The organism is Actinomadura monticuli, from assembly GCF_041463655.1.
Taxonomy (GTDB): domain Bacteria; phylum Actinomycetota; class Actinomycetes; order Streptosporangiales; family Streptosporangiaceae; genus Spirillospora; species Spirillospora monticuli.
On sequence record NZ_JAXCEI010000002.1, the window covers coordinates 61,252 to 75,315 of the forward strand.

General features: G+C 69.2%; 11 protein-coding genes. 10 read left to right on the forward strand and 1 reads right to left on the reverse strand.

What is annotated here, in order from left to right; genetic code table 11:
- Positions 1–2 precede the first annotated feature (2 nt).
- Genes SM611_RS04135 through SM611_RS04150 form a run of 4 tightly spaced genes read left to right on the forward strand, consistent with a single transcriptional unit; the run spans position 3 to position 5,128 of the window.
- The gene (locus SM611_RS04135) at positions 3–1,250 is read left to right on the forward strand and encodes a cytochrome P450 (RefSeq protein WP_371947452.1); all 1,248 of its coding nucleotides are present in this window, start codon (positions 3–5) and stop codon (positions 1,248–1,250) included.
- Positions 1,247–2,011, forward strand: coding sequence for a hypothetical protein (locus tag SM611_RS04140; protein ID WP_371947453.1), 765 nt, complete (start codon positions 1,247–1,249; stop codon positions 2,009–2,011). The genes SM611_RS04135 and SM611_RS04140 overlap by 4 nt, the downstream gene beginning before the upstream one ends.
- A complete protein-coding gene (locus tag SM611_RS04145; protein WP_371947454.1) occupies positions 2,008–4,125 on the forward strand; it encodes a dehydrogenase E1 component subunit alpha/beta in 2,118 nt (705 codons plus the stop codon). The genes SM611_RS04140 and SM611_RS04145 overlap by 4 nt, the downstream gene beginning before the upstream one ends.
- A complete protein-coding gene (locus SM611_RS04150; RefSeq protein ID WP_371947455.1) occupies positions 4,043–5,128 on the forward strand; it encodes a 2-oxo acid dehydrogenase subunit E2 in 1,086 nt (361 codons plus the stop codon). The genes SM611_RS04145 and SM611_RS04150 overlap by 83 nt, the downstream gene beginning before the upstream one ends.
- 56 nt (positions 5,129–5,184) lie before the next feature.
- Here the strand turns inward: SM611_RS04150 and SM611_RS04155 are convergent, their stop codons facing one another.
- Positions 5,185–6,132, reverse strand: a complete 948-nt coding sequence (locus tag SM611_RS04155; protein WP_371947456.1) for an ABC transporter ATP-binding protein — start codon at positions 6,130–6,132, stop codon at positions 5,185–5,187.
- A gap of 202 nt (positions 6,133–6,334) precedes the next feature.
- Here SM611_RS04155 and SM611_RS04160 point away from each other — a divergent pair, with 202 nt between their 5' ends.
- The 6 genes from SM611_RS04160 (at position 6,335) to SM611_RS04185 (ending at position 13,872) form a co-directional block, all read left to right on the forward strand.
- A complete protein-coding gene (locus tag SM611_RS04160) occupies positions 6,335–8,527 on the forward strand; it encodes a lantibiotic dehydratase (RefSeq protein WP_371947457.1) in 2,193 nt (730 codons plus the stop codon).
- A 55-nt stretch (positions 8,528–8,582) separates the two neighbouring features.
- On the forward strand, positions 8,583–10,997 hold the full coding sequence (locus tag SM611_RS04165) for a lantibiotic dehydratase family protein (RefSeq protein WP_371947458.1): 2,415 nt from the start codon (positions 8,583–8,585) through the stop codon (positions 10,995–10,997).
- On the forward strand, positions 10,994–11,863 hold the full coding sequence (locus SM611_RS04170) for a lantibiotic dehydratase C-terminal domain-containing protein (protein WP_371947459.1): 870 nt from the start codon (positions 10,994–10,996) through the stop codon (positions 11,861–11,863). The genes SM611_RS04165 and SM611_RS04170 overlap by 4 nt, the downstream gene beginning before the upstream one ends.
- Before the next feature lie 136 nt (positions 11,864–11,999).
- Positions 12,000–12,260 (forward strand): acyl carrier protein, encoded by a 261-nt coding sequence (locus SM611_RS04175; RefSeq protein WP_371947460.1) that lies wholly within the window; start codon positions 12,000–12,002, stop codon positions 12,258–12,260.
- 68 nt (positions 12,261–12,328) lie between these two features.
- Entirely contained in the window at positions 12,329–13,081 is a 753-nt protein-coding gene (locus SM611_RS04180) for an ABC transporter permease (RefSeq protein ID WP_371948002.1), read from the forward strand.
- On the forward strand, positions 13,078–13,872 hold the full coding sequence (locus SM611_RS04185; protein WP_371947461.1) for an ABC transporter permease: 795 nt from the start codon (positions 13,078–13,080) through the stop codon (positions 13,870–13,872). Before SM611_RS04180 ends, SM611_RS04185 begins: the two co-directional genes overlap by 4 nt.
- Positions 13,873–14,064: the final 192 nt, after the last annotated feature.

The window sequence follows — 14,064 nt, forward strand, 5'->3', positions numbered from 1 at the left end:
ACATGAGCCAGTTCCACCCGGCCACCGCGACATCGTTCACCCGGCTCCTCGACCCGGCCGTCCGACACGATCCCTACCCGGTGTACGCGGAACTCCGACGAGACGGGCCGCTGTGGCTCCCGCACATGCCCGCGGCGGTCGTCACCGGATACGAGGACTGCGCGAGACTGCTCCGGGAGCCGCGGCTGAGCTCGGAGAGATGGCGGTTCGAAGGCGCGGCCGCCGGGGAGGATGCCATTCCTTGGGACGCTCCGTCCTCCTTCTTCCAGCCGTCGTTCCTCTCCCTCGACCCGCCGGACCACACCCGGCTGCGCGGCCTTGTCGCGCGGGCGTTCGGCCAGGCCACGGTGGCCCGCCTCGCCCCGGGCATCGAGGCCCTCGTCGACCGGCTCCTCGACCGGGTGGACGAGGCCGACGAGTTCGACGTCATGGCGGGTCTCGCCTACCCCCTGCCCGTCACGATCATCTGCCGGATGCTCGGCGTGCCCGTCGAGGACGAGGCACTCTTCCACACGTGGTCGGCGGGACTCACCCGGTTCATGGAGGGACTCGCCTTCGCCGCGGCCGGCCGGGAGAACGACCTCGACTGGCTGCCCAACCTGCTGGAGATGCACCGATACGTCGAGGAACTCATCGCGGTGCGGCGGACCGCCCCCGAAGACGACCTCATCTCCGCACTGATCGCGGTCGAAGACGGCGGCGACAGGCTGACCCCGGACGAACTCGCATCGACGATCGTGCTCCTACTCGTCACCGGACACGAGACCACCGTGAATCTGATCGGCAACGGCTATCTCGCGCTCCTGCGGAACCGGGAGCACCTGGACCGGCTGCGCACCGAGCCGGCGATGGCGGAGAGCGTCGTCGAAGAGACACTCCGCTATGACCCGCCCGTGCAGATGGCCGTCCGGGTGGCCGCCGAACCGATCGAGGTGGGAACGCTGCCGCTGCCCCGGAACAGCCTCGTCTTCCTGTTGCTCGGCGCGGCACACCGGGACCCGGCGGCCCATCCCGATCCCGACCGGTTCGATCCCACCCGCCCCGAGATCCGGCACCTCGCCTTCGGACTGGGCCACCACTACTGCATCGGTGCCCCGCTCGCCAGGCTCCAGGGCCGGCTGGCGCTCACCCGGCTGGCGCAGCGGCTCGTCGACGCGGAACTCGTCCTCGACCCACCGCCGTACCGGGAGAACCTGAACTTGCACGGGCCGAGCGCGCTCCACGTCACCTGCGGGGATGTGATCCGGTGACACCTGAAACGGTGCGGCTGCTGCGAGCCGGTCCGAAGTCCCCCGGCCTGCTGGCGGTCGACTCCGGGCTCGGCATGGCGGAGGCGAGCTTTCCGGACCTGAGCGAGATGATCGACGCCGACTGCGCGATCTGGGAAACGGTTCCGTCCCGGTACGAGCCCGACGACTGGCTGGCCGAGCTCGACGACGAACCGCTCGTCGTGCTCGGCTACTGTTCCAGCGCCTCCCTCGCGTGCGCTGTGGCCGCGCGGCTCTCCGAACACCGTCGCGTGGTGCTGTTCGACCCGGTCAAGGTCGACGCGGCGGAACTGTGGTTCATGGCGGGCCGGTTCCTCGCCCCCTTCGCCGAGGACCTTCCCCGGGACGAACTGGACAGGATCCGGGCGCTCGTCCGAGGAGCGGTCCGCGCCCTGGAATCCGACCTCGCCGCGCTCGCGGACGCGCTCAAGGAGCTCTACATTCCCGCCGTCCTGTCCGCCTGCGCCGCCGCCCGCCTCCCCGACGAGGTCGCCGCCGAGTTCACCGCACGCTTCGCCGAACAGTTGCGGTTCATGCTCACCGCCGCCGAGGCGCCGCTCACCATCTCGCCCCCTCACCCGACGGTCGTCCTGTCCCGCGATGGCGCCGTGCCCGGGTTCCCCGCCGACCGGACCATCCGGCTGACCGTCCCCCGCGCGGAGCTTCTCTCGTCACCGGCCGCCGCGGCCATCGTCACCTCGGTCGTCTCCTCCTGCGTCCGCACGAGGAAGGCGCGCCGGTGAGCCGTCCCCCGCAGCCGGCCTCCACCTCCGGTCCGGGCTTCGGCGCGGAGGGGACGGAGACCCCCTGGACGCGCCCGGACGAGGACCAGCGGGACAGGCTCCTCCGTACCGCCCTACTCATCCGGGAGGTCGACACGCGGCTGCTGGAGCTGTGTGCGGAGGGGGCGCTCTCGGGAACCATCCACACCTCGCTCGGTCAGGAGTTCTGCGCCGCCGCGATCGGCACCCATCTGGCGGCAGGCGATACCGTCCTGTCCAACCACCGCTGTCACGGGCACTACCTGGCGGCGACCGGGGACGTATCGGGCCTGGTCGCCGAGGTGATGGGCCGCCAGGCGGGGGCCAGCGGCGGCCGTGGGGGCAGCCAGCATCTCTGCGCTCCCGGCTTCCTGTCCACGGGCGTTCAGGGCGGCTGCGTCCCGATCGCCGCGGGCATCGCGCTCGCCGCACGCACAGAGGGCCGGCCCGAGATCGCGGTCTGCGTCATCGGAGACGGGTCCCTGGGCGAGGGCATCCTGTACGAGGTCCTGAACCTGGCCTCGCTGTGGCGGCTACCCGTGCTGTTCATCCTTGAGAACAACGGCTACGCGCAGTCCACCCCCACCTCCACGACCACCGCCGGGACGATCGCGGGCCGGGCCGCGGCGTTCGGCGTCCCGCACGCGGGCGGCGATACCGCCGCCTGGGAGCACTTGTGGTGGCTGATGGGCCAGGCGTTCCAGCACGTCCGGGACGGACGCGGCCCCTTTCTCCTCGAGGTGCGCACGCAGCGCCTCGCGGCCCATTCCAGAGGTGACGACACCCGCCCGCCCGCCGAGGTGGCCACCCTGTGGACCAACGACCCGCTCCGTCTTCTCCTCGACTCCGCCGACCCCGCGGTCCTCGCCATGCAGGCCGAAACGACCGCACAGGTCGCCGGTGCCTTCGCCCGGGCCGCGCAGTCGGCGCCGACCCGCTGCCCGCCCGCTCCGCCCGCTCACCGGACTCCGGCCTGGCGTCCCGTCGCCCTGCCCGCATCCCCCGCTCCCTCGCCGAGCGGGGCAGGCTCCAGGGCCAAGCACGTCGCCGCGGAACTGCACGACTTCTTCGACACGCTCCTCCAAGACGGGGCGCTACTGCTGGGCGAGGACGTCGAGGCTCCCTACGGTGGAGCGTTCAAGGTGACGGGAACGCTGTCGGACCACTATCCGGGCCGGGTCCTCAACACCCCGATCTCGGAGGCGACGCTCGTCGGAGTGGGCATCGGACTCGCCCTGAGCGGGGTGCCGGCGCTCGTCGAGATCATGTTCGGTGACTTCCTCACGCTCGCCGCCGACCAGCTCGTCAACCATGCGGCCAAGCTCGGTTTCCTGAAGGGCGACGCCGGTCCCGACCTGGTCGTGCGGACGCCCATGGGCGGAGGCCGCGGCTACGGGCCGACCCACAGCCAGACCCTGGAGTCCATGTTCTTCGGTGTGCCCGGACTGCGCGTTCTCGCGATCAACCACCTCGTCCCGGTGCGGCACGCGCTGTCGGCGCTCCACCGCGGCGGCTTCGGGCCGACACTGCTGGTGGAGAACAAGGCGCTGTACGGCACGCGCATCGGTGAGGGCACGCCCACCGGGTTCCACGTTCTGGTCTCGGACGAGGACTTCCCGACCGCGTGGCTTCGCACTGACCGCACCCCGGACGTCACGCTCCTCGGCTACGGCGGCATGGTCCCCATCCTGGCGCAAGCCTGCGCGACGCTGTTCCGGGACCATGATGTCCTCGCCCAGGCGCTGTGCCCCACGCAGATACACCCGCTGCGAATCACCGACCACATCGATGCCCTCGCCTCCGCCGATGCCCTGGTCATCGTCGAGGAGGGCCCTCGCGCCGCCGGATTCGGCGCCGAGGTCCTGGCCCAGCTCGGCGAGAGCGGAGAGTGCCCGCGCAACGTCCGGAGGGTGAGCGCCGCACCCACCCCGATCCCCGCCGCGCGGACGGCCGAAGCGGACGTTCTCCCGGACGTGGCGGCCATCGTCCGCGCCGTAATGGAGGTGACCGGCCTTGCCGACCGAGATCCGCATGACCCTGCTCAATTCCAACGACCCGACGGCCCTCGTGGTCCAGTGGCTCGCGAGGAACGGTAGCCGCGTGACCGCGGGCCAGCCTGTCGTCCGGGTGGAAACCTCCAAGGTCACGGTCGACGTCGAGTCCCCCGCCAAGGGCCATATCGTCCACGCCGTCCCGTCCGGTGCCCGCCTGGCTCCCGGCGACCTCCTCGCGCAGGTCCACGCCTCGGCCTCCCCCGTCCCCACCGAGCCGGACGCGCCGGTCGCCTCGGACGCACGCTTCTCGGACGCCGCGGCGAGCTACATCGCCGAGCATCGGATCCCGCTGGAGGTGTTCGCGGAGCATGCCCTGGTGACCATCCACGACGCGCGTGAAGCCCATCACCGCCGTCAACGGCCAACGGTCGGCCGCGATGGCGGGACCGCGCCTCCAGCGGCGGGGAAGAGCGTGCCGCTGGAGCGGGACAAGGCACTGGAGATCGAGATTCTCACCGGCTCCAACCAGTTGACGGCCGCCCTGTCCGTCCAGTTCGACGGGAGGCGGGTGAGGAGGGAGGCACAGCAGGCGGTGTCGCCGTCGATCGGGATCTTGGCCCGCGTCGTCCGAGCGGCGTCGCGGGCACTCCGCGAGTATCCGCAACTCAATGCGCACTTCGAGGGGGATGGAATCGTCCACCACGCGCGGCTGGACATCGGTTTCGCGATCGACCTCGGCCGGGGGCTCAGGGTCGGTGTCGTTCCGGAGTCCTGCCTTTCGGACGTGGAGGACATCGAGGACAGGATCGCCGAGGTCATCTCCCGCTATGTCGACGACGACCTCACGCTCTCCGACGTCACCGGTGCGGGCGTCACCATCAGCGACCTCTCAATGGAGGACGTCCTGTTATTCCAGCCGCTGCTCGGCCACCGGCAGGCACTCGGGATCGGGCTCGGCGGCGACCGCTTCCTCCCCGGCGAGCCGCTCACCCTCACCGCCGCGTTCGACCACAGAGTCACCAACGGCCGGGAAGTGAGCGGTCTCCTGCGCGCTTGCCGCGCCCTGTTGAACCCCGCGGGTGGATCGCCCGAGAGCGGCGGGTAGCCCATCGCGGCGGGCGCCCGGGCCGGTTCAGGTCAGCACACGCGACTCGGGCGGATTCAGACGCGCATGCCCCGGTCACCGATGGTGCGCATGTAGACCTCCTCCAGCGTGGGGCGGGAGCGTCGCGCATCGAGAACCCCGTGGTCCAGCAGCCAGCGCAGGACGGTCGCGGTGCCGGCGGAGTCGCCGACGTGGACATGCCGGTTCCCGTTGGACTCCGTCACCGCCAGCACGCAGGGCAGTCCGGCCAGAGCGGCGGCGAGCCGGTCGTCAGGATGGGCGAACACCACGTACTCATCGTTGCCCAGCAGGTCGCCGACTTCCGCCGTGGCCGCGGTGAGCAGCCGCTTCCCCCGGTCGATGAGTGTGACACGGTCACAGAGCGCGGCGGCCTCGTCCATGTCGTGCGTGGCGAGGAGCAGGGTCCGGCCCTCCGCGCGCGTATCGAGGACGAGCCGCCGAAAGGCCGAGGCGGCCACAGGGTCGAGTCCGGCGGTCGGCTCGTCCAGGAAGAGCACGGCCGGTGAGTGCAGGAGACCGCGCGCCAGATGCAGTCGCTGCTTCATCCCCCTGGAGAAGGACTCGACGTTGCGGTCGGCGACCTCGGCGAGCCCCACGCGTTCCAGCACGTCCGCTGAGCGGCGCCGGACCTCTCGCCCGTTCATCCGGTAGAGCGCTCCCCAGAAGGCGAGGTTCCGGCGTGCACTGATCCGGTCGTAGAAGCCGCGGTCCCCACCGAGGACGAGCCCTATGTCCCGGCGGACCTTCGCGGTCTCGGCGACCACGTCATGACCGAGGACGGCCGCCCGTCCCGCCGTCGGCAGCAGGACGGTGCTGAGGATCTTCACCAGTGTGCTCTTGCCGGCGCCGTTCGGCCCGAGCAATCCGTGGATCTCTCGCTCGCCGATCTCGATCGAGAAGTCGTCGAGGGCCAGGACCTCGCCTGCGCCGCGTTTCCTCCGATAGCCACGACGAAGCCCGTCCGTAGCGATCGCAACTCCCACGGCCACTCCCTCTTTCGTCCAGGGCTCATTCTCATCCCCGCCCACATCCGTCCCCAGTACCTCGTTTACGCGACATGCCTCCCTGCAAGCAGGAGAAAAGGATGAGAATCACGGCACTTGTGTCGAGGGAGGGCATATGCCGGAAGCCGCGGAACGGAGTGATCAGGGGGCCGGGCTGGTACCTCTGGCTCGCGGATGGTCGATGTGGCGGATCGCCGCCGTGCGCAGCGCGGGATTTCCCTTCGCACTGCTCGAAACGCTCACCAAGGCCCACGGTGAGGACGAGTTCGTCCGGTCGCCCCGCTTCCTGGCCGCGCTGACATGGCAGAACCCCGGCCTCCTCACGAACTGGATGAGCGAGTACGCCGCCGCGCTCGGCCGTGGCGAGCGCACCCACCGCTCGCGGCCACGACGACGGGCGGAGCTGATCGCTCGATATGCCCAGCGCTACTGCGCGAAGAACGACACGATCGGCTTCTTCGGCGCGGTCGCATGGGCGCACTTCACCGATACCGGTCCAGATCTGCGCTGGAGCGGCACCGGCCTGCTTCGCAGGCACAGCGTCCACCTGGAGACATGGGCGGCGGAGGCGATCGCCGCGGCCTGGCGCGAGCGGCCCGATCTCCAGGACGAACTGCCGGTCCGCCGGGTGCCCTCTAGTTCGTTGGGTCCAGGCGGGTTCGTCCGTGCGCAGGGAAGCGTGTCTCCACTGAGCCGGTCCGCCACCGGGCTCCTCGCCGCGCTGGACACCCATGACCGGTGCGGTGACGTCATCAGGGCCGCGGCCGCCGCCCTCCCCGAGTACACCGCGGACGAGCTCATGGCAGACCTGTGGGAGCTCGACCGCCGCGGCATGGTCCAGCTCGGGTTCCTGATCCCCTGTGACGCACACCCCGAGCGCCACCTCCGCAGGCATGTCGCCGGCCTCCCGGCGTCCCATCCGGCCCGCGCCGAGCTCATGGAGCGGCTCGACGCCCTCGACCGCGCCCATGTCCGGCTGGCCGGCACCCCGCCCGACACCGCCCCCTCCGCGCTGGCCGCAGCGCTCTCCGAAGCCGACCAGGCTCTCGGTTCACTCTCCGGTGCCCCGCTCCGGCGCCGGCCCGAAGCCCCCACCAGGCGGAAGCGCGCACGAGCCGGCCCCGTGCTCGGACGGACCAGCCACTACCTGGACAGCAGACGCGATCTCGACGTGACTCTCGGGCCCGGTCTGAGAGAACGACTGGCGGGACCGCTCGCACTCGTCCTGGACTCGGCACGCTGGCTCGCCGCGGAGATCGGCGATGAGGTCGAGCGCATGCTGCACGCGCGCTTCAAGGAACTGTCCCGGGGGACCGAGCCGGTCAGCCTGGGGCGGCTCCAGTTCTCCGCGGCCGACGTCCTCTCCGGGGCCCGCGACTGGACGGACGCGATCGTGGAGGACTTTCGGTTGCGCTGGGCCGAGTGCCTGCCCACGTCCGGTCGGAGCGAGATCGCGGTGCGCGCCACCGATGTCGCTCCGCGGTTCGATGCTCTGTTCCCGCCGCGACGTCCGCGCTGGGCCGCGGCCCGCCAGCACAGCCCCGACCTTCTGCTGGCTCGCCGCCCCGGCGGCAGATCACGCTGGGTGCTGGGGGAACTCCACATCGGCCTGAACACCCTGGAGAGCCGGGTGTTCGTCACACAGGCAGATGTCCCGGACGAGTTGCGTGACCTCACCGCCTGGGATCACCGGTCCGGCCGGATCGTCCCCCTCTACCCCAGCGACTCCCCGGAGGTCACCTCCCGCACCTATCCTCCGACCGCCCTGGACCCGCCCGGCCTTTACCGGTACTGGTCCTACGGCCCGGACCAGGGGCATCCGCTCGGCGCCGACTCGATTCCCGCCGCGGAACTGACGGTCCACGACCGGGACGGCGCACTCTTCGCACGACACCATCGCGGCGGCTGGCAGGCGCCGGTCCTCGAGTTCTACGGGGAGTTCCTGACGGCGCTCGCCGTCGACCTCTTCTCACCCCGAGCCCCGGCCCCCCACGCGCCCCGCACCCGCATCGACGACCTGGTGGTCTGCCGGGAGAGCTGGCATCTCGCCCCCGCCGACCTGCCCGACCGGGGCGATCTCAACACCTGGCTGCACAGCCGGGGGATTCCTCGTCACGTCTTCGTCAAGACTCCGGCGGAGCCCAAACCGGTCTACGTCGACTTCGCCTCCCCGCCGTTGGTCGACAACCTCTTCCGGGTGGCGCGCCGGCTGCACGCCGACGCCGCCCCTTTCGGCCTCTGCGTCACGGAGATGCTCCCCGGTCCCGAGGACCTGTGGCTGACCGACGCGGAAGGGGCCGCCTACACCTCGGAGTTCCGCGTAGTGGCCGTTGACCCCCGGGACACTCCCTCGATCTTCTCCCGCGAGTCCTGACATGCCAGCACGTTCCGGCGCTCTACTCCCGCTCGTCCTGGTGCGCCGAGGCTCCGTGCCCGTCCGTTCGCTGGACGACCTGGCGCAGCCCCGCGCCGCCGCCCTGATCGACGTCCTCCTCGAATCGCCGAGCCCCCCGTTCGACGAGCTCGGCGCCCTCCTGCACGACTCCATCGCCAAGGCCGCCGTTCCCGACCGCGTCCACCTTCTCCGGCTACGCAGGGACCTCTTCAATGAGCGGCCCCCCAACACGGAATGCCTTGCGACGGCACGCCGCCTGCTGTCCGCGGACGCGCTCCGACTGCTCGACCGCCGTGTGCGCCACCAGACCCACCGGGCCGGTCTGGAGACCGACGCCGCGGCGGCGTTGGAGTCCGAACTCCGCGTCGCACGCCGCTCCCTGGCCCGGCTCGCCTCCGTCCCCCCGCTGGCCGAGGCCGTCCAGCTGCTCACGAACCCGGCGTTGGCCCGGGCGGCCAAGAGATACGCAGAGCGCGTCCCTCCCGAATCTTCCCCGCCTTCCCGCCTCCGCAAGGCGGAGGACACCTTGGTGAGCCTCGCCTACCGCAGTGCCCTCAAACCTTCGCCTTTCGGATCGTTGACCACCCTCGCCCTGACCGTCCAGCAATTCCCGCACGCCTCCTCCCGACCGGAGGAAGGTGAGCCTTCATGCTCCGAACCAAAGGCGGAAACACGACGCACGGTGCAGCTGAACAGGACGGTGCTCGACTGGATGGTCTCCGCACTCGCGGAGAATCCGGCGCACCCGTTCCCAGTTCGCTGGAACAACACCATCCGGAGATCGGGAAACCTGCTGGAGTGGTACGCGGCGGATAGGGCGGGACATGGGGCGCTCCGCTCGATCTCGCTCGACGACCTCCCACCGGGGCATGCGGATCCCGCCATCGGGACGGGGACCAACAGGCTGCTGGAGTTGAAGCTGGTCGAGACCTGGCCGGCTGTGCCGGATCAAGGTCTCGACGCGGCGGCGATCGCCGACAGCCTCGACGATGCCGACGAGACCCTCCTGGCGGACAGGCGAACCTTCGGCACCCTTGCGAAACTCGTCGGACGCCTCAGCACGGCCCCGGTGGCCGAACGGGGCGCACTGCTGGCCGCCGTCGAGGAGGAGGTGCACGCCTTCGCCCGGAGAAGGAAGACCACACCTCCTGAAGGCGTCCGGGCCACGGTCTACGAAGAGGTGCGGTCCGGCCGGCGCCCAGAACCCGGCCAATGGACCCGCCTCTGCCATGCCGTAACGGAACTCGACCAGCTCAACGGGCTGCTGGCGGTCTTCGACCCGAGGCTGATCGAACGCCTGGGACTGCAGCGGTGGATCGCCGAACGCGTCAGCGCACCCGTCGACGTCCTCACCCTGTTCCGCGACTACGCCGCCCTGGACTCCGCGACCAGGCGGCTGATCGCCGAAGGCGCCGAGGACCCGCGGGTGGGCGAGGTCCAGGGGTTGCGGGCCTGGTTCAGCATGATGACCGAACAGCCGGCCCGGCACGGGACCGTGTCGCTAACACCTGCCCAGGTCAGCGAGTTCAACGCCGAGGCCGCGTCAGTGGTCTCCGCATGGCCTTCGGCGACCTATCTCGTCCAGTTGTGCGCCGAAGGGATCGTGCTCAACGACGTCCAAGCCGGGGACGGCATGTTCCTGGGGCGCTTCTGCGAACCGGGATCGGCAGCGGCGACCGTCCTCGGCAAGATCCTCGCAAGCACGGCGCCCCGCCAGGCGGACCTCGTCGCCGTCCTCGGCCTCAACTACAACGTCCATCCCGATCTCGCACCCCTGGAGGTCGAGTATCCCGGCGCCCACGCGAGCCGGTCCGACGCCCTCACGCTCCGCGACCTCCTCGTCTACCGCGTTGACGGCCGACCCGTCCTGATCTCCAAGCGGGACGGGCAGAGCGTCGCCCTTCGCCCTTTCAACGGCCTGAACCCTGACAGTGCACCCGAGTTATACCGCTTCCTGATGACGTTCACGGAATCTGCCCGGTTCCGCGGCGGCCTGACCGACCTCTACCTGGCGACGAGGACCACGGACGAGCGTGCCGGAGGTGTTGAGACACCACGCATCCGACTCGGGCAGGTGATCATCCAGCGCAGGGCATGGCACTACCCGGCCGCCGCGTTGCGAAAGGTGATGGACGAGGCCGTCGACGACCTCGCCCTGCTGCGTGCCGCACGTCGGTGGCGCCTCCTCAACGACCTGCCCGACCATTGCTTCTTTCGCTTGTCGGATCCGTTCCCGTCGTCCTCGCCGCGTCGCGCCCGCGCTTACAAGCCGCACTATCTCGACTTCGGCAATGTCCTCCTGCTCCGCGCGCTCACCCGGGGACTCTCCGCGGTCAGCGCAGAGGCCACGCTGGTGCTGGAGGAGTGTCTACCCGGTACCGGCGCCTACCACGACCAGACGCCCGCGGCGGAAGAGTTCGCCGTCGAATATCGGAGAGCAGGGCAATGAGCTGGCGTGCCGTGCATGTCTACGCGCACACTCGTCTGGACGTCCTCGTCAAGCAGTGCCTTCCGCTCTGGGCGGCTCCCTACGAACGCTCCTTCTTCATCCGCTACTGGCAGGGCGGTCCTCATCTCCGCCTGCGTGTGGACCTCCCGCGTCAGAGCGACCTCGCGGCACTCCGGGCACGGATCATTGACGACCTGGCCGCCGTCCCTGCCACCGACACCTTCGACGGCGAGGCCTTCGCCGCGGACCAGGCCGTCTACGCGGCCCTGGAAGGCTCTGCAACCGGGCCCGCACCCCTTGTGCCGGACGGAACGGTCATCGAACGGCCCTACGAGCCCGAGTACGGGAAATACGGTGGGCCTGTCGGCGTCGAAATCGCCGAGTCCCTCTTCGTCACCAGCAGCCGTCTAGTCCTCGCCCAGGCGAGCTCGCGGATCAGCGAGGAGGCGAAACTGCTGACGCTCTTGACGGCGCTGCGGGCCACCGCGATGCCACGGGCCGAGATGCTCCGCTTTCTGGACTACTACCAGATGTCCTGGTCCAACTATGTGACAGCCTCGGGCTGGTCCGCCTGGGGCGACTCGCCCGATGTTCCGATGAGCACGCATACCAAGGCAGAGCTCCTTTTACGCACCCCTGTCAAGAAACTGAACGCCTGGGGGCGGGCTGTGGCGGAGGCCTTCGCCGCATGCGTGCGCGTTGAGGACTCCGTACGGGGGGCACTGACGCAGGCAGATCCGCTGGCCGCCGACTGGACGCATCAGGTCCTGATCCACTACATCCACACGCACTTCAATCGCATGGGCGTCCTCCCGGAGGAAGAGGCCCGCCTCGGCCATCTCGCGTTCGTGCTGCTGGCCTCTTGAGCAACGACGGACCGGAAGGCGATGAAGACCGCGAGCCATCGCCGGACCAGCGCCGGCTATCAGGTGGAGAAGGGGCTCATGCTGGACCCTGTTTTGGGGACATGAGGACATCGTGCCCGCAGGTAACGCTTGACGGGTGGAGGAACTGGACAGAGCCGCGCGCGAAGAGATGATCGTGGACGCCCTGGCGGAGTACTGCCGAGAACGAGTGCCAGAAGGCAGAGAATTCCGAACGGATCGACCGTTCTTTGAGAACGGACTTACGTCGAGAATGCTCGTGGAAATCGTGGTGCTCCTACGCGAGCGCGGCATCCCGGTATCCATGCTCGACTTTTTTCGCCAACGGACCGTCGACCGGTTGGCGGCGACTCTGAGCGATCGGCTCGCGAACACGTGATCAGACAACAACGACATGACCGATCGTCCGCACGACTACCCGGGGGCGCCGAGCTGACGATCGTGGCGATGAAGGCGTCGGCACTCCAGGCAGCGCTCATACGGCGGAAGCCGGGACGCTCACTCACTCTCGTAGTGACTCTGCTGCAGAGCATAACGTTTCTTTCGCTCGTGACGGCGTCGGGCAACTCCGCGGCCGTGGTGAACGCGGTCCTCGCGCCCGGACTGATCGGACTCTGGGTGGCCTCGATCGACTTGGCCGGGGAGATCATCGCCGAGGATCGGTGGAACCGCCGGTTCGAACTGATCGTCATCACCCGGGTACCGCTGAGCGTCGTCGTGTTCGGACGGGTCATCATCGTCATTGGATTCGGCGCATTGGCCTTTGCGGAGGCTTGGCTAGTCGCCGCCATCGGGTTCGGACAGGTGGTCACCATTCGTGAACCGCTGATCTTCGTCGTCGGTGTGGCCGCGACCTGTCTCGCGATGGCCGGCACGGCGACCCTGCTTACCGCCCTATTCGTGCTCTCTCGCGCGATGGAGATGCTGCAGAACTCCCTCAGCTACCCTCTTTACATTCTAGGGGGCGTCGTAGTGCCGATCACCTTCCTGCCCGATTGGCTGCGACCGGCGAGTCGGCTGCTGTTCCTGTCCTGGAGCGGCGACCTACTCAGGAACGCGATGCGTGGTGCTTCCGCTGACTGGGTGGCGCAGCTCGCCGCGATTCTGCTCCTCGGGGCGACGGCCGGCGCGATCGGGCTCTGGCTCACCCGGGTCGTCGTAGACCGGACCCGCCGCGAGGGCACGGTGGGTCACGCATGACGCATGCGTTTCGCCTGGTGGGGCAGACGGTCATGTTGGGCTTGGCCGAGATACGGGAGATCTACACATGGCGGAGTTGGACGTTCGGCTGGCTGGCCCGGCTGCTGTGCCAAGCCTCGTTCTTCGCGCTCATCGGGCGTTACGTCGGCGACACGGACACCATGCGGTTCGTGCTCATCGGGAACATCGTTGCGCTTGCCTGTCTTGAATCGACCATCGTGGTCATCTCGCTGGCCGGTGAGCGAAGGACGGGCACGCTCGCCCTCCTCGCAGTGGCGCCCGGTAGTCATCTACCGCTCTATCTGGGCCGAGGACTCCACTGGGTGGTGACCGGTCTGACGAGTACGCTCGTCGCCTGGCTGACGCTGCCTCCGCTCCTGGGCGTACCGCTGCCGTGGCCAGAGGCGGCGCTGGCGCTGCCACTCATCGTGTTGATCGCCGTTACCAGTTACGGCTACGGCTGTCTGTTGGGGGCCCTGGCCCTACGACTACTCGGCTTCGAGTGGCTGATTCTCAATGTGGGGTACGGAATTGTTCTGACATTTTGCGGCGTCAATGTCACACTGTCGACTTGGCCCGAGCCTCTTCGGTGGTTTTTGGCCTTCCTGCCCGTTACTCACGGGCTTCAGGCCATCCGAACCGTACTCGCCGCCGGACCCGCGGCGGATATTTTTCACCAAGCGGGATTGGAGCTGCTGGTCGGCATCGGCTGGTTCGCGCTCGCCGCGCTTCTCACCGAGCGACTGGTCGGGGCTGGTCGACGCAATGCCACATTGGAATTCAATGATTGAGCCGACTCCCTCCAATCCGTAGGCTGGGGGTCGAATTGCGCGCACCCCACCGCCCTGACCAGGGTGAACCCGCTTTGGCGCCGATACCGCAGCATCCGGTCCCTTGCTGTTCCACGGAACGGATCATGCCCGGACGGGCCTTAACAACAAGGCCCCTTTTTCGGGGCGCGCAACTCGTTGTTCCTCGCGTCG

What these genes read in the sequence shown, in the direction of transcription:
- SM611_RS04135 (WP_371947452.1), top strand. Translation starts at nt 3, where the DNA reads ATGAGCCAGTTCCACCCGGCCACCGCGACATCGTTCACCCGGCTCCTC.
- SM611_RS04160 (WP_371947457.1), top strand. Translation starts at nt 6,335, where the DNA reads ATGTGGCGGATCGCCGCCGTGCGCAGCGCGGGATTTCCCTTCGCACTG.
- SM611_RS04185 (WP_371947461.1), top strand. Translation starts at nt 13,078, where the DNA reads ATGACGCATGCGTTTCGCCTGGTGGGGCAGACGGTCATGTTGGGCTTG.
- SM611_RS04180 (WP_371948002.1), top strand. Translation starts at nt 12,329, where the DNA reads ATGAAGGCGTCGGCACTCCAGGCAGCGCTCATACGGCGGAAGCCGGGA.
- SM611_RS04170 (WP_371947459.1), top strand. Translation starts at nt 10,994, where the DNA reads ATGAGCTGGCGTGCCGTGCATGTCTACGCGCACACTCGTCTGGACGTC.